This is a genomic window from Nonomuraea corallina (genome assembly GCF_027620315.1).
In the GTDB taxonomy this organism is placed as follows: Bacteria; Actinomycetota; Actinomycetes; order Streptosporangiales; family Streptosporangiaceae; genus Nonomuraea; species Nonomuraea corallina.
Map to the genome: position 1 here is coordinate 1 of NZ_JAPNNL010000111.1, position 24,147 is coordinate 24,147.

Sequence of the window (24,147 nt, forward strand, 5' to 3'; positions counted from 1 at the left end):
GGCGGCCCACCAGACCGCTCCGACGACGTGACCCGGCCGGCCTCAAGCGGTCGGTCTGACGCGGTCGGTCTGACGCGGTCGGTCTGACGCGGTCGGCCTGACGCGGCCGGTCTGACGCGGTCGGTCTGACGCGGCCGGTCTCAAGCGGCTCGGCCCCGGGGCGTCCCCGGGGCCGGGATGGTCAATCCTCCCGCGAGACCGGCAGCGGCGGCAGCCGCCGCCGGGCCAGGTAACGGCGGAGCAGCGGCGTCAGCAGGGCCAGCAGCGCCAGCACGAGCAGCGCCGCCGCGACCGGGCTGCGCACCAGCACCGTCACGTCGCCGGCGCCGATGGCCAGCGCCCGGCGGAGCTGGATCTCCGCCATCGGCCCGAGGATCATGCCGATCACCGCCGGCGCGATCGGCAGCCCGAACCGCCGCATGGCGAACCCGAGCAGACCCAGCAGGAACAGCACCACGAGGTCCACCGCGCTGGCGTTCAGCGCGTAGACGCCGAGCGCGGCGAACATGATGATCCCGGCGTAGAGGTACGGGCGCGGGATCCGCAGCAGCTTGGCCCAGAGCGGGGCGAGCGGCAGGTTGAGCACGAGCAGCATGGTGTTGCCGATGAACAGCGACGCGATCATGGCCCACACCAGGGCCGGGTTGTGGTCGAAGAGCTGCGGCCCGGGCTGCAGCCCGTACTGCTGGAAGGCCGCCAGCATGATCGCGGCGGTGGCGGAGGTCGGCAGCCCGAGCGTGAGCAGCGGCACGAGCGTGCCCGCGGCCGAGGCGTTGTTGGCGGCCTCCGGCCCGGCCACGCCCTCGATCGCGCCCTTGCCGTACTCCTCCCGCGCCACCCCGCGCGCCAGCTTCTTCTCGGCCGCGTACGACAGGAACGTGGGGATCTCGGCGCCGCCGCCCGGCAGCGCGCCGAACGGGAAGCCGAGCGCGGTGCCGCGCAGCCACGGCCGCCACGACCGCCCCCAGTCGGAGCGGCCCATCCAGGCCCTGCCCACCGGCACCACGTCCGGCGGGGCGTGCCGCAGCCGGGAGGCCACGTACAGCGCCTCGCCCACCGCGAAGAGCCCGACCGCCACGATGACGACGTCGATGCCGTCGAGGAGCTGCGGGATGCCCAGCGTGAGCCGGGCCTGCCCGGTCTGCTGGTCGATGCCGACGAGCCCGATCGCCAGGCCCAGCCCGAGCGAGGCCAGCCCGCGCACGACCGACCGGGACAGCACCGACGACACCGCGGTGAAGGCCAGGACCGCCAGCGCGAAGTAGTCCTCGGGGCCGAAGGAGATGGCGAAGTCGACCACGACCGGCGCCGCGAACACCAGCAGCGCGGTGGCGATGGTGCCCGCCACGAACGAGCCGATGGCGGCGGTGGCCAGCGCCTGCGCGGCCCGCCCGCGCCTGGCCATCTTGTTGCCCTCCAGCGCGGTGATCATGGAGGAGGACTCGCCGGGCGTGTTGAGCAGGATGGAGGTGGTCGAGCCGCCGTACATGCCGCCGTAGTAGATGCCGGCGAACATGATGAACGCGCTGGCCGGCGGCACGGTGAAGGTGATCGGCAGCAGCAGGGCCACGGTCATCGCGGGCCCGATGCCGGGCAGCACGCCGACCAGGGTGCCGAGTGTGACGCCGACGAGCGCGTACAGCAGGTTGACCGGCGTGAGCGCGGCGGCGAACCCGTCGAGCAGCAGCCCCAGGGACTCCATTCAGATCACCCCCGACAGCAGCCCGGCGGGCAGCGTGACGCCCAGCCCTTTGACGAACACCAGGTACGTGCCGGTCGCGAGCACCACCGCGATGACGGCGGCGCGGAGCCTGTGCTCGGCGCCGAGCGCCACCGACAGGCCGAAGAACAGCAGGCTTCCCGCGATAACCCAGCCGAGCACGTCCAGCACCGCCGTGAAGGCCAGGAAGACACCGCTGACCAGGCCGACGCCGCGCCAGTCGGCGGGCGCGGCGGCGTCCACGTCCTCGCTCTCCTCCGGGTCGCCGTGCCCGCCGCGCAGCACGTCGGCCACGTAGAACAGGCCGATCAGGATCATCGCGCCGCCGACCAGCATGGGGAAGAACCGCGGCCCCGGCCCGAGCCGGGAGGCCGCGGCCGACACGTCGAGCGTGCCCACGACGACGAACACGCCGAGGCCCAGCACCACGAGCGCCAGCCCCAGCTCGGGCCGCCACCTGCCACGCTTGTCCGTGGCCTCCTCGGGAGAGGACATCAGGACACGAGCCCCATCTCGGCGATGATGCCCTTGACCCGGGTCTCCTCGGACCTCAGGTAGTCGGCGAACTCCTGGCCGGTCATGAACGAGTCGATCCAGCCGTTCTTGGCCACCGCGTCCTTCCAGGGCTGCGAGGCGTGCATCGTGGTCACCAGGTCCGTCAGCGCCTTCTTGTCGGCGTCGGCGAGCCCGCCGGGGGCCACGAAACCGCGCCAGTTGGCCAGCTCCACGTCCAGGCCGCCCTCCTTGAGTGTGGGCGCGTCCAGTTCGGGCAGCCGCTCGCCGGAGGTGACGCCGAGCGCCCGCAGCTTGCCGGACTTGACGTGCTCGGCGAACTCGCCGACGCCCGAGACGCCGATCGTCACCTTGCCGCCGAGCAGCGCGTTGAGCGCCTCGCCGCCGCCGGAGTGCGCGATGTAGTTGACCTGCTTGGGGTCGACGCCCGCGGCCTTGGCCATGAGCCCGGCCACGATGTGGTCGGTGCCGCCGGCCGAGCCGCCCGCGACCGACACCTTCGCCGGGTCCGCCTTCCAGGCGGCCACCAGGTCCTGCAGCGAGGTGAGCGGGGACTGCGCCGGAACGACGACGATCTCGTACTCCTCGGTCAGCTTGGCGATCGGGGTCGTCTCCGCGAGCGTGACCTTGGACTTGTTCTGCTCGATGGCGCCGACCATGACCAGGCCCATCGTCATCAGCAGGTTGCCGTTGCCCTTCTCGCCGGCGAGCTGGGCCAGCCCGATCGTGCCGCCGGCGCCGGGGACGTTGAAGACCTCGACCCCGCGGTCCGGCATCACGGACTTCAACGCCTGCTCCGCGGTGCGGGACGTCTGGTCCCAGCCGCCACCGGGCGAGGCCGGGGCCATGATGCGCAGGGTGCTGGTGCCGCCGCCTGCGCCGCCGCTGCCGCCGCAGCCGGTCAGCGCGGCAAGGGAGAACGCCGCGAGAGCGGCGAGGACGCGCATACGCATGAATCACTCCAGGGGGGTTCTCACATCTCTGGACCCTGGATCGTGCGGGCCGGGAGCCGCCGCGTCGAGACTGCGCAGGTAGCGTTCGTAGTGGTCGTATCGGTCGCAACCGGGCCGTGACCTGGCACTGTTTGCATGTGCTGCGTGAGACTCGGCACCCAGCTGTTCGCGCTCCAGACGGCGATCGTGCTGCTCGCCGTCGGCAGCACCGCCGCTGTGTGGGCACAGCACACCCGCACCCAGTACGACTCCCGCTACGAGCAGCGCGCCCTGGCCATCGCCCAGTCGGTCGCGGCCCTGCCGCAGGTGCGCGAGGCGTTCAAGCTGCGGCGTCCGGAGAGCGTGCTGCAGCCGCTCGCGCTGAGCGTGCAGGAGACCACCGGCGCCGACTACGTGGTGATCGCCAACGCCGACCAGGTCCGTTACGCCCACCCCAACGCCTCGCTCATCCGCCACCGGCTGTCGACCGACGGCAGCTACGTGCTCACCACCGGCGACGACTGGGTCGGCACGCAGAAGGGCACCATCGGCACCACGGTGCGGGGCAAGACCCCGGTCCGCGACGAGTACGGCGACGTCATCGGCCTGGTCTCGGTCGGCGTGCTGGAGACCACGGTCATCGGCGAGGTGGCGGCCGGGCTGCCGCCGCTGCTGTGGACCGCGGTGGCCGTGCTCGTGGCGGGGCTCGCCGCGGCCGCCCTGATCACGGCCAGGGTGCGCAGGCAGACGTTCGGGCTTGAGCCTCGGGAGATCGCCACCCTGCTGGAGCAGCGCGAGGGCGTGCTGCACGGCGTCAAGGAGGGTGTGCTCGCGCTCGACCTCGAAGGCCGCGTGACGCTGGTCAACGACGCCGCCCGCGAGCTGCTCGGCGACGTCGGCGACGACCTGACCAGGATGCCGGTCTCCGCCCGCATGCGCGACGTGCTCGGCGGCGCCGACCAGGGCGAGGACCGGGTGGTCCTGCACGGCGACCGGGTGTTGGTGCTCAACCGCACCCCGGTGTCCGTACGCGGCCGGCAGAGCGGCTGGGTGATCACCCTGCGCGACCGCACGGAGCTGGTCCGGCTGGCCCGCGAGCTGGAGTCGACCAGCAGCGCGACGGAGGCGCTGCGGGCACAGGCGCACGAGTTCGCCAACCGGATGCACACCGTGGTCGGGCTGCTGGAGCTGGGCGAGCACGACGCGGCCATCGCGTTCATCACCAGCACGACGCCCGGCGTGCGGGCCGGTGAGCTGCGCGAGCGGATCGGCGATCCCACGCTGGCCGCGCTGCTGCTGGCCAAGTCGGCCGAGGCGGCCGAGCGCGGCGCCCGCCTGGTGCTGGCCGACGACTCCGCGGTGCCCGAAGGGGTGCTCGGCGACCCGCAGGACGCCGTCCTGGTCGTCGGCAACCTGGTGGCCAACGCCATCGACGCGCTCGACGGCGGCGGCGGCACGATCGAGGTCTCGGTCGTGGCCGACGCCGGCGGGCTGCGCGTGCGGGTGCGCGACTCGGGGCCCGGGATCACGCCCGAGCTGGTGGAGGAGGTCTTCAGGGAGGGGTTCACCACCAAGGCGGCCCGTTCCGGGCCGCGCGGGCTCGGGCTGGCGCTCACCCGGCAGGCGTGCCTGCGCCGCGGCGGCTGGGTGAAGGTGCGCAACTCCGGCGGTGCGGTGTTCACCGCCCTGCTGCCCGCCGAGGCGGCGACGTGAGCGACATCCGGGTCCTGGTCGTGGACGACGACTTCATGGTGGCCCGCATCCACGGCGGCTATGTCTCCAGGGTGCCCGGGTTCGAGGTGGTGGCCACCGCCCATAGCGGGGCCGCCGCGATCGCCGCCGCGGACGAGGTCAGACCCGACCTCGTCCTGCTCGACATCTACCTGCCCGACATGTCGGGTCTGGCGGTGCTGAAGGCGCTCAGCGGCGTCGACGTGCTCGTCATCAGCGCCGCCCGCGACGTGCCGACGGTCAGGGAGGCCATGCGCGGCGGGGCGGTCAACTACCTGATCAAGCCGTTCGCCGCCGCCGCTCTCACCGAGCGGCTCCAGCAGTACGCCCACACCCGCAGGCAGCTGAGCGCCATCGGCCCGGAGGCCCGTCAGGACGACGTGGACCGGCTGTTCGGCGTCTCCGGCGTCCCGCGTACCCTGCCCAAGGGCCTGTCGCCGGCGACCTGCGCGCTGGTCGCCCAGGCGTTGCGGGAGGCCGGCCGCGACCTGTCGGCCGTGGAGACGGCCGCGCTGACGGGGCTGTCGCGGGTGAGCGCCCGCCGCTATCTGGAGTACCTCTGCGGGACGGGCCGGGTGGAGCTGCGGCCGAGGTACGGGACGGCGGGCAGGCCGGAACACCGATTCCGCTGGATCGGCTGACACACTTCCGTAGCCTTATCCCGTGACATATCCGGACCCGCGTGCCTTACTGTTTCCTGAGGAGTGGCTGCGGAGCGGGAGGAGATTGAGGCGTGCGTAACGCCGGACCGATCGAATCGCCGACCGACCCGTTCGCCTCGGTGCCGTTACCCCAGCGCGCCACCTCACGCAAACCCAGGATCGAGGGCCTTCCTCCCGGTGTGTCCAGGGACATCTTCGGTCCCACGACCGGCCGCCAGGAGACGCGGCCCGCCGGCCACCCGCCCGCGGGCAGCGCGCTGCCGCCGGCGGCGCCCGAGTCACAGCCGTGGCCGGTCCGGGAGGACCCCTCGCCGGCCTTCACCGATCCGTCACCGCCGCCCTCCTTCACCGACGGCGAGCCGTCCCGACGCCGCCGGCTGCTGCCCGCCGTCGGCGTGCTGGTGCTCCTCTTCGTCCTGCTCGCCTACCTGGTGCCGGCCGTGCTCATGTCCGGCTCGGTGCTGCGCGGCACCCGCGTCGCCGGCGTCGACATCGGCGGCCTGACCGTCACCCAGGCGGCCGAAAAGCTCCGCCACGAACTGGCGGCCGACCTCAGCAAGCCCGTCGTGGTGCGCGTCGGCGACTACGAGGACACCATCCAGCCCGACGAGGCGGGCCTGGAGCTGGACGTGGTCAGCACGATCAACCAGGTGCCCAGCGGCTTCCCCAGCCCCGTCGAGGTGTGGCGCGGGCTGACCGGCACCACCGAGCTGGAGCCCAAGGTCACGGTCGACGCCTCCCAGCTCTCCAGGACCGTCGAAGGGCTGGCCGAGACCGTCGACCAGCCGCCGGTGGAGGGCAAGGTGACCTTCAAGGGCCTGCGGCCCGTCGTCACCCAGCCGCGCGGCGGCGCCCTGCTCGACCGGGGCGAAGCCGTCAAGGCGATCAGTGACGCCTTCCTCACCGGCGCCGGCAGGGCGTCACTGTCGCTCCAGCCGGCCGAGCCCGCCACCACCCGGGAGGCCGTGAACCGGGCCAGGACCCAGGCCGTCCGCGCCGTCCAGGGCCCGATCACGCTGACCCTCGACGGCAAGCAGGCCCAGCTCGCCCCGGAGGCCATCGCGGCCAGCCTGACCTTCGTCGCCGACCCCGACGGCGACGGCGCGCTGACGCCCGAGTTCGACGCCGCCCGGGCGCTCCGCCCGGTGGAGGCCGTCCTGGTGGACGCCGCCCAGGCGCCCCGCGACGCCACGTACGAGATCGTCGACGGCCGGCCCCAGCTCATCCCCTCCCGCGCCGGACGCGGCGTCGACGAGAGGCGCCTCAGCCGCGACCTGGTCGCCCTGCTGCGGCGCGGCGGCGAGCGGGTCCTCCCGGTCACCCTGTCGGCCGCGCCGCCCGACGTCACCACCGAGGAGGTGAGCGGGCTCGGCATCAAGGAGGCCGTGGGCTCGTTCACCTCCGAGTTCGACTGCTGCCAGCCACGGGTCACCAACATCCGGCAGATGGCCGCGGACCTGGACGGCCACCTGGTCAGGCCCGGCCAGACGTTCTCGCTCAACGACGTGATCGGCGAGCGCACCGCCGAGGGCGGGTACGTGCCCGCGCCGCAGGTCGTCGGCGGCCGCCTGATCACGATCATGGGCGGCGGCGTCTCCCAGCTCGCCACCACCCTCTACAACGCCGTCTTCTTCGGCGGCTTCGTCGACGTCGCGCACACGCCGATGGACTACCACTCCTCCCGCTTCCCGGCCGGCCGCGACGCCGCGCTGCTCTACCCGGACCACGACCTGAAGTGGCGCAACGACTCCGACCACGGCGTGCTGATCAAGGCGTCGTCCACCGGCACGTCGGTCACCGTCACCCTCTACAGCACCAAGAGGTACGAGAAGATCGAGGCGGTCGAGTCGGAGAAGCGGGACTTCACCCCCTTCCGCCGTGAGACCAGCGACGCCGCCGACTGCCAGCCCGTGGCGGGCCAGCAGGGCTTCACCATCGACGTCACCCGGGTCTTCTACGAGGACGGCGAGGTGGTCAAGCGCGACAAGAAGCTGACCACGAAGTACCGCCCGCGGGCCGAGGTCGTCTGCACGGCCGGAGGCTGACCGGTCACGGCGTCACGGAGATGATCCGGTCGTCGCCGTCCCGCACGTCGCCCCTGCCGTCCCTGTTGCTCGTGCCCACCCAGAGCTCGCCGCCGGGGCTCTGGGCGACCGCGCGCAGCCTGCCGTAGACGCCGGAGTAGTGGGCGACGGGCCTGCCGGGAGCGCCGTCCTCGGCCAGCGGGATCTGCCACAGGCGCTCGCCGCGCAGCGCGCCCATCCACAGCGAGCCGTTCGCGTAGGCCAGCCCGGACGGTGACGCCTCGGAGGTGTCCCAGGTGACGATCGGGTTCTCGAACTCCGGGTCGTCGCCCCGGCCCTCGACCTCGGGCCAGCCGTAGTTGCCGCCCGGCTTGATCAGGTTGACCTCGTCGAAGGCGTTGGCGCCGAACTCGGACGCGTACAGCCTGCCCCGCTCGTCCCAGGCGAGTCCCTGCACGTTGCGGTGGCCGAGGCTGTAGACGAGCGTGCCGAACGGGTTGCCCGGGGCGGGCTCGCCGTCGGGGGTCATCCGCAGGATCTTGCCCGCCAGTGAGTCGCGCCGCTGCGCGAGCTCCCGGTCGCCGATCTCGCCGGTGCTCGCGTACAGATGGCCGTCGGGGCCGAAGGCCAGCCTGCCGCCGTTGTGGATGCCCCCCTTCGGGATGCCCTTGACGATGACCTGGGGATCCGACAGCGTGGCGCCGTCGAACCGGTAGCGCACGATCCGGTTGTCGTCGGCGGCCGTGTAGTACACGAACAGCCGGTCGTCCTTGACCGCCAGGCCCATCAGCCCGCCCTCGCCGTCGGGGACCACCCCGTTGATCCTGGCCACCTCGGTGACCCCGCCGAGGCCGTCCAGGCGGACCAGCCGGCCGGTGTCGCGCTCGGTCACCAGCGCGTCGCCGCCGGGCAGGAACGCGATCGACCACGGCACCTCGAGGTTCTCCGCCACCGTTATCGGCTCGCCGGGGGACCGCTCGGGAACGACGGAGGCCGTGGGCGTCGTCGCCACCCCGCCCGCGCCGGAACAGGCGGTCAGCCCCGCCAGCAACATGATCATCCAGATGCGCCTCATGTGTTCCATACTGTCCCCCGACCCTTAAGGTTTCCCGCATGAAGATCTGGGTGCCCTCCGACGCCGTCGCCGAAGTCCTGTCCGAACTGCCCGGCGTCGAGTGCGCGGTGTTCCACCGCGAGGCGCCGGAGCCCGCCGGGATCGAGGACGTCGAGGTCTGGGTCCCGCCTCTCGTGCTCGTCCCCGACGTGCCCGGGGTCCTGGCCCGCATGCGTTCGCTGCGCCTGCTCCAGACCGTCACCGCCGGCGTGGACGCCTACCGGCCCCACCTGCCCGAGGGCGTCGTGCTGTGCAACGCGCGCGGCGTGCACGACGCCGGCACCGCCGAGTGGGCGGCCGGGGCGATGATCGCGGTCGTCCGCGAGTTCCCCGCGTTCGCCGAGGCCCAGCGGCGCGGGGCGTGGACCTACCGCCAGACCGGCGTGCTCGCCGACTCCACCGTGCTGATCATCGGCTACGGCTCCATCGGCGCCGCGCTGGAGCGCCGCCTGGCCGGTTTCGAGGTGGAGATCGTACGGGTGGCCAGAACCGCCCGCGACACCGAGTACGGGCCGGTCCACGGCATGGACGAGCTGGCCGGCCTGCTGCCCTCCGCCGACGTGGTCGTGCTGCTCGTGCCCTCCACCCCGGCGACCACCGGCCTGGTCGACGCCGCCTTCCTGGCGCGCATGAAGGACGGCGCCGTGCTGGTCAACGCCGCCAGGGGCACGGTGGTCGACACCGGCGCCCTGGTCGCCGAGCTGCAGGCGGGGAGGCTGCGGGCGGCCCTCGACGTGACCGCGCCGGAGCCGCTGCCCGAGGACCATCCCCTGTGGACCGCGCCCGGCGTGCTGATCACCCCGCACGTGGCGGGCAGCACGCCCGCCTCCGGCCGGCGCATGCTCAAGCTCATCCACGCGCAAATGACGCGTTACCTCCGCGGCGAGCCGCTCGACAACGTCATCACCGACGCGTACTGAGGAGAATCCGGGCTGTGGCTGGGTCGTGACCTTCGGTGCGTACCGTTGCTCCTATCCAAGGTTTCCTGACTCCTCGTCAAGGAAAAATTGGTGGCAATTGGTCCGTGTGGTTATCAGATCGGTGACGACATCGGCGTTGTCACCACCCGCGCACCCGTGACCGCACACACTGGCGATGTGGACGCGCCGGGATTCGGCGGCCACGGGAGCAGGTTTCGAGGACGGGATGGCAACGACTGTGATCCGCTGGCGTGATCCACGGGCATCGCTGACCGCCGGAGCGGCGATCGGCGCGGCCGGGGTCGCGGCTGCGCTCCTTGCGGGCGGCCCGGCCCTCCCCATCGGCGCGATCGCCGGGTTCTGCGCGGCCATGCTCGCCGCCGCGTCGCTGCTGCTCGCCTCCAGGCGGACGGGCGAGCGCCGGTCCATGGCGCGCGGCCTGCGCTGGATGGGCGGCGGCGCCGCCTTCTGGGCCGTCGGCGTGGCCGGGCGCCCGCTCACCGACAGCTCCAGCCTGATGGTCAGCTTCGCCGACCTGCTCGTGCTGCTCGGCACCGTCCTGATCGGCGGCGGCGCGCTCATCGCCGGCGGGCGCCGCCCGCCCGCCCTCGTCGTGCTCCGCCACGTCACCGACTCCTACCTGTGCGCCGCGGCGCTGTTCCTCATCGGGTGGGTCGTCGCGCTGCGCCACGTCTACGACGCCACCGCCGACCCGGCGCTGTTCACCTTCTCGATGCTGCCGCCCATGCTCGCGCTGCTCGTGACGTGCACGGTCGTGCCGTCCATCGTCACCGGACGGGCGGTGGCGCTGCCGCTCGGGGCGGCGGGCCTGTGCGTGCTCGTGGCCACCACGACCTTCACCATGGCCGGCGCGGTGGCCAGGCTCGACGGCGGCGGACAGCCCGGCTGGAGCCTGGCGCTCGCCCCCGCGGCCTTCCTGCTGCTGAGCGCCGTCCCGTGGGCCCGGCCGCGTGAGGTCGCGGCCTGGCCGGTCATGGGCAGCCTCGTCGCGCTGCTGCCGCTGGCACTGGTCGGCGTGGCCACGGTGACCATGGTCATCCACCTGTCGAGCGGGGGACAGGAGCCGCCCGTCGCCGGCGTCGTGGTGATCGCCGCCTCGATGGTGCTGCTCCTGCTGCTGCGCCTGTTCGTGCTGGCCGGCGTCAACCTGCGGCTGCGCACGCTGCTCTCGCGCGGCGAGCGGCAACTGCGCGACCTGGCCGAGAGCACCGGCGACGTGGTGCTCATCTGCGACCATGACGGCACCGTGCACGAGATCGGCGCCGGGGTGGAGGAGACCTACGGCTACCGCCCTGAGCAGATCGTCGGCGGCTCGATCTTCGACTACATCCACCCCGAGGACGTGCCGCAGATCCAGTCGTCGCTGCGCGCGATGGGCCTCGACGACGAGGACGAGCCCGCCCCCGGCGCCTGCCTCATCGCCTGCCGGGTGCGCGCCGCCGACGGCACCTGGCGGCCCACCGAGTCCGTCGCCACCCGCCACGCCACCGGCGAGGACCAGATCCTGGTGACCACCCGCGACATCAGCGACGAGGAGGCCCTGCGCAACCAGGTCGCTCACCTGACCTTCCACGACGGCGTCACCGGCCTGCCCAACCGCGCCTACTTCGAGGAGCGCACCCGCGAGATGCTCGGCGGCTCGGGGCACGTCGCGGTGATCTTCCTCGATCTCGACGGGTTCACCTCCGTCAACGACTCCGTCGGCCACGCCAGCGGCGACCACCTCCTCGGCCAGGCCGCCCGCAGGCTGCGCGGCGCGGTGCGCCCCGACGACACGCTCGCCCGGTGGGGCGGCGACGAGTTCGCGCTGCTCATCGAGACCGGCGGCGACGCGCAGCTCGCCGTCGATCTGGCCGAGCGGCTGCTGCGGGCGGTCTCGCAGGAGCCGTTCCGGGTGGCCGACCGCGACGTGGCGCTCACCGGCAGCGTCGGGGTCGCCTTCGCCGAGGACGACGTGCCCGCCGGCGACCTGATCCGCAACGCCGACGTCGCCATGGCGCGGGCCAAGGAGCTCGGCGGGCGCCGGGTCGAGGTGTTCGCCGCGCAGATGCACGCCGACGTGGTCCGCAGGCTGGAGCTCGCCGCCGACCTGCAGCGGGCGTTGATCGAGCACCAGTTCGCGATCGAGTACCAGCCCGTCGTCGACCTGGCGACCTCCCGGGTGACCGCGGTCGAGGCGCTGGTGCGGTGGTGCCGGGGCTCCACGTTCGTGCCGCCCGACCAGTTCCTCGGCCCGGCCGAGGACACCGGCCTCATCGTGCCGCTGGGGGAGTGGATCCTGCGCGAGGCGTGCCGCGAGGTGGCCGCCTGGCGGGCCGAGTCGTGGGACATCGGGCTGTCGCTCAACCTGTCCGCCCGCCAGATCACCGCCCCCAGGTTCGTCCAGGCGGTCGAGGAGGCGCTGGCCGACAGCGGGCTGCCCGCCTCCGCGCTGACCCTCGAGGTGATCGAGGAGATGCTCGTCGAGGACGCCGACGAGACCGTCAAACGGCTGTCCGAGCTGCGCGCTCTCGGGGTGCGGCTGGCCATCGACGACTTCGGCACCGGTTACGCCTCGCTGGCGTTCCTGCGGCAGCTCCCGGTCGACATGATCAAGATCGACCCGTCGTTCGTGTCCGGGCTCGGCCAGGACGACACGCTGACCCTGCTCACCCGGACCATCGTGCGGCTCGGCCACGACCTCGGGCTCGTCGTGGTGGCCGAGGGCATCGAGCGGCCGGAGCAGCTCGACCTGCTGCGAGAGATGGGCTGCACGCGCGGTCAGGGCTTCCTCGTGGCCCGGCCGATGGCGGCCAGGGGCGTCGATTCGCTGCGGAGAACCAGTCTCACCGTGTGAGACCTGTGTCCCACTAAGTTGACACCAGGGCGTTCGTAGCGGCTATGGTGTAATCCATGCTTCGCAGTGAGATTCTCGTAGTACTTCGCCGGCGCGCAGGCCGTTAGCGAAGCACTCCGACCTGCGCGCCGCCCCGCTCCCACATCTCGTGGGGAGGGGCATTTTTTATGTCCTCACGTGTGATCACACAAGGAACGAGCCGATGACCGAACGGATGACAGGTGCACAGGCCCTGGTCAGGGCGCTGGAGCACGTGGGAGTCGACACCGTGTTCGGGATCCCTGGCGGCGCCATCCTCCCCGCCTACGATCCGCTGTACGACTCGACCAAGGTCCGGCATGTGCTCGTACGGCACGAGCAGGGCGCCGGCCACGCGGCCGAGGGATACGCCCAGGCCACCGGCAAGGTCGGCGTGTGCATGGCGACGAGCGGGCCGGGAGCGACCAACCTGGTGACCCCGATCGCCGACGCCTACATGGACTCGGTGCCGATCGTGGCGATCACCGGGCAGGTGGCCAGTGCGGCGATCGGGACGGACGCCTTCCAGGAGGCCGACATCTCCGGCATCACCATGCCGATCACCAAGCACAACTTCCTGATCACCGACGCGGACGACATCGCGCGGACGATCGCCGAGGCGTTCCACATCGCCGCCACCGGCCGCCCCGGGCCCGTGCTGGTCGACATCTCCAAGGACGCGCTGCAGTCCGAGACCACGTTCACCTGGCCGCCGGTCATGCAGCTGCCCGGCTACCGCCCGGTCACCCGGCCGCACTCCAAGCAGATCCGCGAGGCGGCCAAGCTGATGGCCGAGTCGCGGCGGCCGGTGCTCTACGTCGGCGGCGGCGTGCACAAGGCCCGCGCCTCCGAGGAGCTGTACCGCCTGGCAGAGGTGACCGGCATCCCGGTGGTCACCACGCTGATGGCGCGCGGCACGTTCCCCGACAGCCACCCGCAGCACCTCGGCATGCCCGGCATGCACGGCACGGTCGCCGCGGTGGGCGCCCTGCAGCAGGCCGACCTGATCATCGGCCTCGGCGTCCGCTTCGACGACCGGGTCACCGGTCAGCTCTCCACCTTCGCCCCGTACGCCAAGATCGTGCACGCCGACATCGACCCCGCGGAGATCTCCAAGAACCGCCACGCCGACGTGCCGATCGTGGGTGACTGCAAGGAGGTCATCGGCGACCTGACCGCCGCCGTGGAGGCGTCCGGCCAGCAGGGCGACTACGCCGACTGGTGGACGATGCTCAACGGCTACAAGGAGACCTACCCGCTCGGCTACGACGAGTTCGACGACGGCTCGCTGGCCCCGCAGTACGTGATGCGGCGGCTGAGCGCCATCGCCGGGCCCGACGCCTACTACGTGGCCGGGGTCGGCCAGCACCAGATGTGGGCCGCCCAGTTCATCGCGCACGAGCGTCCCGGCGCGTTCATCAACTCCGGCGGCGCCGGCACCATGGGCTTCGCCGTCCCGGCGGCGATGGGCGCCAAGATGGGCGTCCCCGACGCCGTGGTGTGGGCCATCGACGGCGACGGCTGCTTCCAGATGACCAACCAGGAGCTGGCCACGTGCGCGCTGGAAGGGGTGCCGATCAAGATCGCCGTCATCAACAACGGCAACCTCGGCATGGTCCGCCAGTGGCAGACCCTCTTCTACGACCAGCGCTACTCCAACACCGACCTGCAGGCGACGCGCCGGATCCCCGACTTCGTCAAGCTGGCGGAGGCCTATGGTTGTGTTGGCCTGAGATGTGAGCGTCCCGAGGACGTCGACGCGACCATCAAGAAGGCCATGGAGATCAACGACGTCCCGGTGGTGATCGACTTCGTCGTCCACCAGGACGCCATGGTCTGGCCCATGGTCGCGGCCGGGACGAGCAACGACGACATCAAGATCGCCCGTGACATGGCGCCTACGTGGGAGAACGAGGAATGAGCAGACACACGCTGTCCGTGCTCGTGGAGAACAAGCCGGGTGTCCTGGCGCGGGTGTCCGCGCTGTTCAGCCGGCGCGGTTTCAACATCGACTCGCTGGCCGTCGGCCCCACCGAGCACGACGACATCTCCCGCATGACGATCGTCGTCAGCGTCGACCAGCTGCCGCTGGAGCAGGTCACCAAACAGCTCAACAAGCTGGTGAACGTGCTCAAGATCGTGGAGCTCGACCCGTCCCAGTCGGTGCAGCGCGAGCTGACGCTGATCAAGGTCAAGGCCGACGCCGACAGCCGCTCGCACGTCCTGGAGCTCGTCCAGCTCTTCCGTGCCCGCTGCATCGACGTCGCGGCCGACGCCGTGACCATCGAGGTCACCGGCACCCCCGACAAGCTCGACGCCTTCGTCAAGGTGCTCGAACCGTTCGGGATCAAAGAGCTCGTCCAGTCGGGCATGGTGGCCATCGGCCGCGGCGCCCGTTCCATCACTGACCGGTCCCTCAGGGCACTGGACCGTACCGCCTGAAAGGTTTTTCGCACGTGACCGAGATCTTCTACGACGACCAGGCCGACCTGTCGATCATCCAGGGGCGCCGTGTGGCCGTGCTGGGGTACGGCAGCCAGGGCCACGCCCACGCGCTCTCCCTGCGTGACTCCGGCGTGGACGTGCGGGTCGGCCTCCCCGAGGGCTCCAAGAGCCGCGAGAAGGCCGAGAACGACGGGCTGCGGGTGGTCACCCCGGCCGAGGCGGTCAAGGAGGCCGACCTCACCATGATCCTCGCGCCGGACCACGTCCAGCGTCACCTGTACGCCGAGCACGTCGCGCCGAACCTCAAGGAGGGCGACGCGCTCTTCTTCGGCCACGGGCTCAACATCCGCTACGGCCTCATCGAGGCGCCCGAGGGCGTCGACGTGTGCATGGTCGCCCCCAAGGGGCCCGGCCACCTGGTGCGCCGCCAGTTCGAGGCGGGACGCGGCGTGCCCTGCCTCGTGGCCGTCGAGAAGGACGCCTCCGGCAACGCCCTCGCCCTGGCGCTCTCGTACGCCAAGGGCATCGGCGGCACCCGTGCCGGCGCGCTCAGGACCACGTTCACCGAGGAGACCGAGACCGACCTGTTCGGCGAGCAGGCCGTGCTGTGCGGCGGCGTCTCCGAGCTGATCAAGGCCGGCTTCGAGACCCTCATCGAGGCCGGCTACCAGCCGGAGGTCGCCTACTTCGAGTGCCTGCACGAGATGAAGCTCATCGTCGACCTCATGTACGAGGGCGGCATCTCGAAGATGTACTGGTCGGTGTCCGACACCGCCGAGTACGGCGGCTACACCCGCGGCCCGCGCGTCATCACCGACGAGACCCGCCGCGCGATGCGCGAGATCCTCGCCGAGATCCAGGACGGCAGGTTCGCCCGCGAGCTGGTGGACGAGTTCGACGGCGGCCAGAAGGAGTTCCAGCGCCACCGTGAGGAGCTGGAGAACGACCCGATCGAGAAGACCGGCGCCGAGCTCCGCCCGATGATGAGCTGGCTCAAGGCCTGAGCTTCCCGGGCGTGGGGGGGGCGGGGGCCGCCCCCCCCCCCCCCCCCCCCCCCCCCCCCCGGGGGGCCTGCCGCCCCCCGCGGGGGCCGCGTCGTTTGCGGCGTTCGCCAGAGTCGGCGCTGGTCAGGATCACCGGCCGCGGTGCCACGCCGGCACCGTGCGGCGGTACACGGACCGCCATGACCGCCCCCGCCTTCGTCGAGGTTCCCTTAAGAGACACTCCCGCCCGCGTCAAAGAAGGGAATCCCGCGTGTGCTCGGTCTGGCCATCGGGGAGACTTGGACCGCTACCACGGAGAGTAGTCAAGAGGTAACAGAGGAGATCCGATGTACAAGACGGGACTTGTCCTTACCGGCCTGATCGGCGGGATGGTCATGCTGGGTGGCGCTCCCGCGCTCGCCCAGGGCTACAGCACCGCGCCGGTACTGCTCAGCACGTACCACGACGATGGAGAGGGCGACGGCATCAGGTACCACAGGTCGCAGGACGGCGAGTGGACCAACAACGGTTCCGACAACGACCTCGTCGATGTCGACATCCTGAACGACGTCCTCGACATCCTCACGGCCCGCCGCTCAGGCTGAGCGGGAGCACTGCGGGGCCCATCTCGGCGACGAGGTGGGCCCCGCCACCGTTTTACGGGACCTTCTCCCCGGTGGTCCTCCACGTTCCTTCACCGGAGTTCCTGCGGAGCACCTCTCCGCTGGGTCCTCAGCGGGTGGCGAAGACCTGGGTCCAGTGGGGGCCTCTGGAGTGGTGGCCGACGCCGATGTGGGTGAAGGAACAGTTCATGATGTTCTGCCGGTGTCCGGGGCTGTCGAGCCAGCCCTGCACCACCTGGGCGGCGGTCCTCTGGCCCATGGCGATGTTCTCGCCCCAGGCGCGGATCGGGGCGAATCCGGCGGCGCGGATGCGGTCGCCCGCGGAGCTGCCGTTCCTGCCGGTGTGGTCGAAGTAGCCTCGGGTCGCCATGTCCGCCGAGTGCCTCTCGGCCGCCCTGCGCAGTTGGGCGTCGTGGGTCAGCGGCCGGCAGCCGTTGCGGGCGCGGGCCTGGTTGGTGAGCCTGACGACCTCGGACTCGGCGGTCGAGGCGCCCTGGCCGGTTCTGGCCGATCCGCCGCAGGACAGCGACACCGTGCGTGAGGAGCCGGAGCCGCCCGTGTAGTCCAGGGCCGTGACGTAGTAGCGGCGCGGGGCGGCGGAGCAGCGCAGCCTGAGCGAGACGCTGCCGTTCCGCACCACCCGGGAGCCGCTCTTCAGGGTGCGGTCGGGGCCGGTGACGACCTGCTTGATCCGTACGCGGAGCCGGGCGGGGTCGTCGCACCCGGTCCGCGTGGCCGCGGCCCTGAGCATCCCGCCGGCGTCCACGACCGGCCTGGCGACCAGGACGCGGCACGCCGCCTCCGCCGCGCCGGCGGACTTCGCGGCCTCCGTGATGCGCAGGCTCCGGGCGATCCGCACCGCCTGGGCCATCTGCGTCTGGGCCATCCGCGCCTGGGACGCCTGGGCCATCTGGGACGCCTGGGCCATCTGGGGCGGCTGCGCGGAGGCGGGGCTCGACGCGGGGATGCTCACCGCCGCGAGACTTCCGAGGCAGGCCAGTGCCTGGAGCCGTCTGCGCATTGCTGTCCTCCGATGAGGTGAGACGCTGCGTCGAGACCGCATTCTGGCCCGTCTACGTCCGTCATGTCCTGAAAAACGCGTCTATATCTTGAGCTCCATGTGTCGCAATCGTAACAATTAGCCGTGTGACCTCGGTAAACCCGGTCCCATCTTCACGCGTCAGGTGGAAAAAAATCCGGGTGCGCCCCGTGAGGCGCACCCGGTCAGCGAAGCCGTCGTGCTAGCACTGCACGGGCTTGAGCCACGAGCACTCCAGGTCGGGTCCTTCCTGGGTGGCCGACTTGAGCTGGACCGCGGCGTCCACGGGCGCGGTCCTGGAGAACTGCGCCAGCCGGACCGCGATCTTGTCCTCGATGTCCCTGGGCGCGGACGACAGATACTGGTTCAGCATGATGGAGAACACCAGCGGCTCCCCGTCGGCGCTCGTCACGTACCCCGAGAGCGCGGTGACGCCGGTCAGCGACCCCGTCTTGGCGCGCACGTTGCCGGCCGCCGGGGTGTTCCGCATCCGGCTGCGCAGCGTGCCGCCGACGAGCCGGTCGGCGTCGCCCGCGACCGGCAGCGAGTCGTACCAGGTCTGATACCAGGGCTCGTCGCGCACGCCGATGAGCAGTTGCGCGATCGAGGCGGGGGTGATGCCGTCGCGGCGCGACAGGCCGGAGCCGTCGCGCAGGTTGAGCACCTGCACGCCGTTGGCGCGGGCGAAGTCGGAGCTCGCCTTGAGCCCCGCCGTCCAGGTGCCCTGGCCGGCGACCTTGCGGCCCATGGCCTTGGTGAGGATCTCGGCGTGGATGTTGTTGCTCAGCTTCATGAACGGCACGAGCAGCTCGCTCAGCGGCATCGACTCCTTCCTCGCCAGCTCCGCGGCGCCCTCGGGGGCCGCTCCGGCCACGGTCTTGCCCAGCACCCGCACGCCCCGCTTGTCCAGCGCGTCGCGGAACAGGGTCGCGGCGTAGGCGGCCGGGTCGTCCACCGAGACATATTCGCTGTACGAGGACGCGACCGTGCCGGTGATGACCACGGTCCTGGTGCCGTGCCTGCGTTCGATGAGGACGTCGGTGGCCGAGCCCGCACGGGCGTTGTTCACGATCTTCAGGTAGGAGGTCTCGGGCGTCGTGGACACCTTGACGCCGTCGCCGTCGGGCGCGACGGAGACGATCACCGAGCCCGCGTCGTAGTCGCGGTCGGGGGAGGCGGTGAGGGCGGAGATGGGGGCCGCGTAGTAGGCCGTCTCGTCGTCCCAGGCCCAGTCCTGGCCGAGCCGTACGTCGTCGAACCAGGTGTCGTCGGCCACCAGCTTGCCGGTGACGAGCTTGACGCCCGCCGCGGCGACCTTGGCGGCCAGCGCGTCGTAGTCCTCGGCCAGCAGGGTCGGGTCGCCGGTGCCGCGCAGCACCAGGTCGCCGTTGAGCACCGGGCCGGACTTGCGTCCCGAGCTCAGCACGCTGGTGGTGAACCGGTAGTCGAGGCCGAGCACCTCCGCCGCCGCGGCCGAGGTGAACAGCTTGGCGTTGGACGCGGGCACCAGGAGCTTGCCCGCGTCGGTCGAGTACAGCTCCTCGCCGTTGGCCGCGCTCCTGACCATCACGCCGGCCTGGGCGATGGTCAGCCGGGAGTCGGCGAGGATCTGGTTGAGGTCCTGGGTCAGGTCGGCCACGCCGGGCGTGGGGTCGAGGGCGATCGCGGGGGAGGAGGGGCCGGACGCCCAGGCGAGGGCCGCGACGAGCGCGCCCGCGACGAGGGATGCTGAGGTGCGCCGCATAGGGGGTCTCCAAGGGGATGCGACAGGGTCTCGCCTGTGATCATGGGGCCGACCGGCGTACGGTGTAATCCGCAAATCTCCGTATATTTACGGAGACGGGGCTACGGGCCCTCGTCGCTCACCACGAAGCCGCAGTCGCCGAACGCGACCTCGTCGCCCGCCCTGACCCGGGCCGGGGCGACCAGCCGCCAGCCGTTGAGCCGGGTGCCGTTGAGCGAGCCGAGGTCGACCAGCATCCACCCGCCGTCGTCCTCGCGGCGCAGCTCGGCGTGGACGCGGGAGACCGTCAGGTCCGACAGGACGAGGTCACAGGCCGAGCCGCGGCCGACCACGAACCGCCGGCGGTCGTCGGGCAGGGCCAGGCGGGGCAGCCGGGGCTTGCGCCAGGCGGACTGCAGGGCGGTGGTGAAGCCGGAGACGGCCGACACCGCGCCGGTGAGCGCGTGCGTCGCCCGCTGCCGGAACGTCGGCCGCCGCGGCAGGTCGGCGACGAGCGCGTCGAGCTCCTGCTGATTGCGGGCGCGCAGCGCCTGGTCCACGCGCACCACGAAGGTGTCGTGGGAGAGCCGCCCCTCGACGGCCCGCTCCCGGAGCTCGTCGATCGCGCGGTCCCGCTCATCGTCAGACGCGCGGAACGGTCGAGGCGTCGAGCTCATCCCCCGAGTATCGGTCTGAAGAGCGGGCGCTGTCCAGAATACGGGGATCTGTTGCCGTCGAAGCGCGGCCTCGGATCACCCGGCCGGGTCCGGGACAACGCCGGGCACGGCCCGCCCGGGGTCCCTGAGGTGGTACTTCAGCGTCATCGCCACGGACAGCAGGATGATCAGCGACGGGACCGCCGTCTGCCCGATGAGCACGGCGGTCACGGCACTGTCCGGCTGTTCCACCCGCTGGCTCGCCACGGAGGAGATGAAGCCGCCGATCGACAGGACCAGGCCGAAGATCAGCGCGCCGAAGGCGCTGACCCCGCTCTCGATCGCCGTCCACAGCCCGGTGAACACCCCCGCCCGCCGCTTGCCCGTGTCGGCGGCGTCCGTCGCGATCACGTCGGCCAGCATGGAGAACTGCAGCAGCGTCACCCCGGCGACCCCGGTGCCGATCAGCAGGATCATCACGTGGGCGTACCAGGCGCCGAAGACCGGCGTGGCCAGGGCGAGCGCGGTGCCGCCCGAGAAGGTGGCGGCCGCCATGATCATCGCGCCCCGCTTGTCGAAGCGCCTGGACAGCCACGTCCACATCGGCATCGTCAGCATCATCGGGCCGACCAGCGCCGCGAACAGCGTGGTGGTGGCCCGGGGATCGCCGAGCGTGTACGTGGCGAAGTACGGGGCGGCGGCCAGCATGATGGCCACCGCGAGCTGCTGCGTGCAGCTCAGCGCCGTCAGCCAGAGGAACGCCTTGTTCCCCTTGACCACCGCGAACTGCTTGAACAGGTTGCCCCCGTCCGCCTCCGGCGCCCCGGTCATGGGGGCGCGCGCCGTGCCGAAGAAGGCGCCCAGCATGGCGGCCAGCAGCACCGCGGCGATCACACCGCCCATGAGCCGGTAGCTCTCCAGCGTGCCGCTCTCGCCCTGGCTGTTGACGATGAGCGGGGCCGCGACGCCGGCGATCGCCGTGGCCGCGCCGACGAACACCATCCGCCACTGCAGCAGCGAGGTCCGCTCGTGGTAGTCGTCGGTCATCTCGGCGGGCATCGCCTTGTACGGCACCTCGAACAGCGCGTAGGCGGTGGCCGCCGCCATGAAGCAGGCTCCCACGTACAGCGCGGCGGGGTAGCCCGTCAGCGGCGGGCCGGCGAACACCAGGAAGAAGGCGACCGGCAGCGTCAGGGCGCCGGCCAGCAGCCAGGGGCGGCGCGGCCCGAGCCGCGAGGAGGTCCGGTCGGACCAGCGGCCCACCATCGGGTTGAGCAGCAGATCCCACACCTTGGGCGCGGTCACCACGATCCCGGCCAGCCACGCGGGCACCGCCAGGAAGTTGGTCATGTAGAACAGCAGGAGCAGTCCGGGCACGGAACCGAAGGTGGCGGTGCAGAAGGACCCCACGCCGTAGCCCAGCCGCACGCCTCGGGGGACCGTGGGGGCGGCCACGGCGGGTGCGATCACGGACTCATTGAAGCCGAGCGGGAGTCCGTGCGGTAGGGCCTATTTCGCCGTTTCTGCCGTCAGTCGTTGACGTCGGCGCACACCACGTGCGCGCCGATCTCCACCATGCGGCGTTCGCTGCGCGCGTCGGCCACCCTGGCCATGAGGATCGGCGCCCCGCTGGCCGCGAGCTGCGGGAGCCTGGCCCGCACGCCGCGGTGCAGGTCGCGCACCACGTCCTCGGCGGCCGACATGTGCACCTTGACGTGCAGCATGATCCCGGGAGCGCCGGAGGCGGTGCGGGCCTCGGAGATCCACACGTGGTGGACCAGCGGGAAGTCCATGAGCAGTTGCGCGACGGCCTGGCGCAGCGCGGGCAGGATCGGGTGCGAGCACCGCCGGTAACCGGGGTCCACCTGCTGCATCGGCCCCGACAGGTGCGGCCGGGGGGCGGGGATCCACGGGATCGACGGCGCTTCCTGATGTCTCGGCGCGGCGGCGATCGTGCCGCTGCGCGACACCGTGGCCATGGCGCCCGTCGCGTAGGCGGCGGGGGCGGCCCCCGACAGCACGGGGGTGGGCCCGGTGCGGGTCGAGGTGAGGAAGCGCTGGAGATCGTCGATGGGGACGGCGGCCGCGGCGGGGCCGGCGGCGTCGATCACGATCTCCCGCACGCCGGTGACGCGCTGGATGTCGAGGATGGTGTCGGCATCGCACGCCGACAGCGAGTGGCTGCCGTGGTGCCTGGCGTAGGTCGCCGCGCTGGTGTATCCGAGCAGCACGCGGTCACCGGCCTGGGTGGTGCCCAGGACGACGGATCGGTCTGGTCGCACGGCCACCAGGACTCCACCGTCGGCCAGAGCCGCCAGCAACCGGTGCGGAGCACCATGCTGGGCGAGCACGTCGGCAAGCGCAGGGTTCCCGATGCTCATAGGACGAACCATAGGTAGTCGGCCACGGCTTATCAGGCTAATGGCGAATAATTCTCCCGATCAAGATGAAGATGGCTGCGGTGTGGATGACTTTGTGTCCGCCCGGGTACGGGGCGTCTCGTCTCATATGCCGAGCCTTCGTGAACGCGTTCACAAGCCACCGATAGACTCGGAACGAACCGGGGGACCCATCGACGTGTCCCTGACGCCCGCCGCACGCCACTAAGGACTCACGCTCGTGAACAAGCCCGTCGTACTGGTCGCAGAGGAGCTGTCAGAGGCCGGCCTCGCCGTCCTCGGCGCTGATTTCGAGGTCCGCCACACCGACGGCGCCGATCGGTCCCAGCTGCTGCCCGCCCTCGCCGACGTGGACGCGCTCATCGTCCGGTCCGCCACCAAGGTCGACGCCGAGGCGATCGCCGCGGCGCCCAAGCTCCGTGTGGTGGCCCGGGCCGGCGTCGGACTGGACAACGTCGACGTCGAGGCGGCCACCAAGGCCGGCGTCATGGTGGTCAACGCGCCCACCTCCAACATCACCAGCGCCGCCGAGCAGACCGTCGCGCTCATCCTGGCCAGCGCCCGCAACACCGCCCAGGCCCACGCCGCGCTCAAGAACGGCGAGTGGAAGCGGTCCAAGTACACCGGCGTCGAGCTCGACGAGAAGGTCGTCGCCATCCTAGGCCTGGGCAAGATCGGCCAGCTCGTGGCGCAGCGGCTGCAGCCATTCGGCGTCGAGCTGATCGCCTACGACCCCTACCTGCCGCCGGCCCGCGCCGCGCAGATGGGCGTCAAGCTCATGAGCCTGGACGAGGTGCTCAAGCAGGCCGACTTCATCACCGTCCACCTGCCCAAGACCAAGGAGACCCTGGGTCTCATCGGCGACCGCGAGCTGCACGAGGTCAAGCCCTCGGTGCGGATCATCAACGTGGCGCGCGGCGGCATCGTCGACGAGGCCGCCCTCTACTCGGCGATCAAGGAAGGCCGGGTGGCCGGCGCCGGCCTCGACGTGTTCGCCAAGGAGCCGTGCACCGACAGCCCGCTCTTCGAGCTGGACCAGGTCGTCGTCACGCCTCACCTGGGCGCCTCCACCCACGAGGCCCAGGAGAAGGCCGGCACCCAGGTCGCCAGGAGCGTCAAGCTCGCGCTGGCCGGGGAGTTCGTGCCCGACGCGGTCAACGTCCAGGGCGGCGCGGTCGCCGAGGACGTCAAGCCGGGTCTGCCCCTGGCCGAGAAGCTGGGCCGGGTCTTCACCGCCCTGGCCGGCGAGGTGGCCACCAAGCTCGACGTCGAGGTGCGCGGCGAGATCGCCGCGCAGGACGTGCGGGTCATCGAGCTGGCGGCGCTCAAGGGCGTCTTCACCGACGTGATCGAGGAGCAGGTCACGTACGTCAACGCGCCGCTGCTGGCCAAGGACCGGGGCATCAGCGTCGAGCTGGTCACCAGCTCCGACAGCCCCGACTGGCGCAACGTGGTGACCGTCCGCGGCGTGCTGGCCGACGGCCGCCAGGTCTCGGTCTCCGGCACGCTCTCCGGCCCCCGGCAGATCACCAAGATCGTCGAGGTGAACGGCTACCCGATGGAGATCGAGCCGACCGCCCACCTGTCGTTCTTCACCTACACCGACCGGCCCGGCATCGTCGGCGTGGTCGGCCGGATCCTCGGCGAGCGGGGCATCAACATCGCCTCCATGCAGGTCTCCCGCCACGCCAAGGGCGGCAAGGCGCTCATCGCGCTGACCGTCGACACGACCATCCCGGCCGAGGTGGTCGAGCAGATCGGCCAGGAGATCGGCGCCGAGAGCGGACG

19 protein-coding genes are annotated in these 24,147 nt (G+C 71.6%); 10 read left to right on the forward strand and 9 right to left on the reverse strand.

The window, feature by feature from the left end:
• Positions 1-181: 181 nt before the first annotated feature.
• Genes OUY22_RS24230 through OUY22_RS24240 form a run of 3 tightly spaced genes read right to left on the reverse strand, consistent with a single transcriptional unit; the run spans position 182 to position 3,186 of the window.
• Positions 182-1,702: a tripartite tricarboxylate transporter permease gene (locus OUY22_RS24230; RefSeq protein WP_270157431.1), complete on the reverse strand. Its 1,521-nt coding sequence runs from the start codon at positions 1,700-1,702 to the stop codon at positions 182-184.
• Entirely contained in the window at positions 1,703-2,215 is a 513-nt protein-coding gene (locus tag OUY22_RS24235) for a tripartite tricarboxylate transporter TctB family protein (RefSeq protein ID WP_270157432.1), read from the reverse strand.
• Positions 2,215-3,186, reverse strand: a complete 972-nt coding sequence (locus OUY22_RS24240) for a tripartite tricarboxylate transporter substrate binding protein (protein WP_270157433.1) — start codon at positions 3,184-3,186, stop codon at positions 2,215-2,217. Before OUY22_RS24240 ends, OUY22_RS24235 begins: the two co-directional genes overlap by 1 nt.
• Positions 3,187-3,330: 144 nt before the next feature.
• Between OUY22_RS24240 and OUY22_RS24245 the strand changes: the two genes are divergently transcribed.
• The 3 genes from OUY22_RS24245 (at position 3,331) to OUY22_RS24255 (ending at position 7,603) form a co-directional block, all read left to right on the forward strand.
• The gene (locus OUY22_RS24245; protein WP_270157434.1) at positions 3,331-4,878 is read left to right on the forward strand and encodes an ATP-binding protein; all 1,548 of its coding nucleotides are present in this window, start codon (positions 3,331-3,333) and stop codon (positions 4,876-4,878) included.
• Positions 4,875-5,537 (forward strand): response regulator, encoded by a 663-nt coding sequence (locus OUY22_RS24250; RefSeq protein WP_270157435.1) that lies wholly within the window; start codon positions 4,875-4,877, stop codon positions 5,535-5,537. Before OUY22_RS24245 ends, OUY22_RS24250 begins: the two co-directional genes overlap by 4 nt.
• Before the next feature lie 92 nt (positions 5,538-5,629).
• The gene (locus OUY22_RS24255) at positions 5,630-7,603 is read left to right on the forward strand and encodes a VanW family protein (protein WP_270157436.1); all 1,974 of its coding nucleotides are present in this window, start codon (positions 5,630-5,632) and stop codon (positions 7,601-7,603) included.
• A gap of 4 nt (positions 7,604-7,607) precedes the next feature.
• On the opposite strand, the gene OUY22_RS24260 is transcribed toward OUY22_RS24255, so the two are convergent.
• The gene (locus OUY22_RS24260) at positions 7,608-8,657 is read right to left on the reverse strand and encodes a PQQ-dependent sugar dehydrogenase (RefSeq protein ID WP_270157437.1); all 1,050 of its coding nucleotides are present in this window, start codon (positions 8,655-8,657) and stop codon (positions 7,608-7,610) included.
• Positions 8,658-8,695: 38 nt separating this feature from the next.
• On the opposite strand from OUY22_RS24260, the gene OUY22_RS24265 reads away from it, so the two are divergent.
• The 6 genes from OUY22_RS24265 to OUY22_RS24290 all read left to right on the forward strand — a co-directional run bounded on the left by OUY22_RS24265 (position 8,696) and on the right by OUY22_RS24290 (position 16,524).
• Entirely contained in the window at positions 8,696-9,616 is a 921-nt protein-coding gene (locus OUY22_RS24265; protein WP_270157438.1) for a 2-hydroxyacid dehydrogenase, read from the forward strand.
• Positions 9,617-9,842: 226 nt separating this feature from the next.
• Positions 9,843-12,473 (forward strand): putative bifunctional diguanylate cyclase/phosphodiesterase, encoded by a 2,631-nt coding sequence (locus tag OUY22_RS24270; protein WP_270157439.1) that lies wholly within the window; start codon positions 9,843-9,845, stop codon positions 12,471-12,473.
• A 202-nt stretch (positions 12,474-12,675) separates the two neighbouring features.
• On the forward strand, positions 12,676-14,412 hold the full coding sequence (locus OUY22_RS24275) for an acetolactate synthase large subunit (RefSeq protein WP_270157440.1): 1,737 nt from the start codon (positions 12,676-12,678) through the stop codon (positions 14,410-14,412).
• Positions 14,409-14,933, forward strand: a complete 525-nt coding sequence (ilvN, locus tag OUY22_RS24280) for an acetolactate synthase small subunit (RefSeq protein ID WP_270157441.1) — start codon at positions 14,409-14,411, stop codon at positions 14,931-14,933. Before OUY22_RS24275 ends, ilvN begins: the two co-directional genes overlap by 4 nt.
• Positions 14,934-14,956: 23 nt before the next feature.
• A complete protein-coding gene (ilvC, locus tag OUY22_RS24285) occupies positions 14,957-15,940 on the forward strand; it encodes a ketol-acid reductoisomerase (protein ID WP_270157449.1) in 984 nt (327 codons plus the stop codon).
• A 326-nt stretch (positions 15,941-16,266) separates the two neighbouring features.
• On the forward strand, positions 16,267-16,524 hold the full coding sequence (locus OUY22_RS24290) for a hypothetical protein (protein ID WP_270157442.1): 258 nt from the start codon (positions 16,267-16,269) through the stop codon (positions 16,522-16,524).
• 127 nt (positions 16,525-16,651) lie between these two features.
• Here the strand turns inward: OUY22_RS24290 and OUY22_RS24295 are convergent, their stop codons facing one another.
• From OUY22_RS24295 to OUY22_RS24315, 5 genes are all read right to left on the reverse strand, one after another.
• Entirely contained in the window at positions 16,652-17,563 is a 912-nt protein-coding gene (locus OUY22_RS24295) for a CAP domain-containing protein (RefSeq protein ID WP_270157443.1), read from the reverse strand.
• A gap of 220 nt (positions 17,564-17,783) precedes the next feature.
• A complete protein-coding gene (dacB, locus tag OUY22_RS24300; RefSeq protein WP_270157444.1) occupies positions 17,784-19,325 on the reverse strand; it encodes a D-alanyl-D-alanine carboxypeptidase/D-alanyl-D-alanine endopeptidase in 1,542 nt (513 codons plus the stop codon).
• Between the two features lie 101 nt (positions 19,326-19,426).
• A complete protein-coding gene (locus OUY22_RS24305) occupies positions 19,427-19,981 on the reverse strand; it encodes a DUF1707 and FHA domain-containing protein (protein WP_270157445.1) in 555 nt (184 codons plus the stop codon).
• Positions 19,982-20,056: 75 nt separating this feature from the next.
• Entirely contained in the window at positions 20,057-21,430 is a 1,374-nt protein-coding gene (locus OUY22_RS24310) for an MFS transporter (protein WP_270157446.1), read from the reverse strand.
• A 59-nt stretch (positions 21,431-21,489) separates the two neighbouring features.
• Positions 21,490-22,341, reverse strand: a complete 852-nt coding sequence (locus tag OUY22_RS24315) for a hypothetical protein (RefSeq protein ID WP_270157447.1) — start codon at positions 22,339-22,341, stop codon at positions 21,490-21,492.
• Positions 22,342-22,579: 238 nt separating this feature from the next.
• On the opposite strand from OUY22_RS24315, the gene serA reads away from it, so the two are divergent.
• Positions 22,580-24,147: phosphoglycerate dehydrogenase (gene serA, locus OUY22_RS24320; RefSeq protein WP_270157448.1), on the forward strand; the 1,568-nt coding region annotated here is incomplete at its 3' end.

What these genes read in the sequence shown, in the direction of transcription:
- OUY22_RS24230 (WP_270157431.1), bottom strand. Translation starts at nt 1,702, where the DNA reads ATGGAGTCCCTGGGGCTGCTGCTCGACGGGTTCGCCGCCGCGCTCACG.
- OUY22_RS24235 (WP_270157432.1), bottom strand. Translation starts at nt 2,215, where the DNA reads ATGTCCTCTCCCGAGGAGGCCACGGACAAGCGTGGCAGGTGGCGGCCC.
- OUY22_RS24240 (WP_270157433.1), bottom strand. Translation starts at nt 3,186, where the DNA reads ATGCGTATGCGCGTCCTCGCCGCTCTCGCGGCGTTCTCCCTTGCCGCG.
- OUY22_RS24260 (WP_270157437.1), bottom strand. Translation starts at nt 8,657, where the DNA reads ATGAGGCGCATCTGGATGATCATGTTGCTGGCGGGGCTGACCGCCTGT.
- OUY22_RS24265 (WP_270157438.1), top strand. Translation starts at nt 8,696, where the DNA reads ATGAAGATCTGGGTGCCCTCCGACGCCGTCGCCGAAGTCCTGTCCGAA.
- OUY22_RS24270 (WP_270157439.1), top strand. Translation starts at nt 9,843, where the DNA reads ATGGCAACGACTGTGATCCGCTGGCGTGATCCACGGGCATCGCTGACC.
- OUY22_RS24275 (WP_270157440.1), top strand. Translation starts at nt 12,676, where the DNA reads ATGACCGAACGGATGACAGGTGCACAGGCCCTGGTCAGGGCGCTGGAG.
- ilvN (WP_270157441.1), top strand. Translation starts at nt 14,409, where the DNA reads ATGAGCAGACACACGCTGTCCGTGCTCGTGGAGAACAAGCCGGGTGTC.
- OUY22_RS24290 (WP_270157442.1), top strand. Translation starts at nt 16,267, where the DNA reads ATGTACAAGACGGGACTTGTCCTTACCGGCCTGATCGGCGGGATGGTC.
- OUY22_RS24295 (WP_270157443.1), bottom strand. Translation starts at nt 17,563, where the DNA reads ATGCGCAGACGGCTCCAGGCACTGGCCTGCCTCGGAAGTCTCGCGGCG.
- dacB (WP_270157444.1), bottom strand. Translation starts at nt 19,325, where the DNA reads ATGCGGCGCACCTCAGCATCCCTCGTCGCGGGCGCGCTCGTCGCGGCC.
- OUY22_RS24305 (WP_270157445.1), bottom strand. Translation starts at nt 19,981, where the DNA reads ATGAGCTCGACGCCTCGACCGTTCCGCGCGTCTGACGATGAGCGGGAC.
- OUY22_RS24315 (WP_270157447.1), bottom strand. Translation starts at nt 22,341, where the DNA reads ATGAGCATCGGGAACCCTGCGCTTGCCGACGTGCTCGCCCAGCATGGT.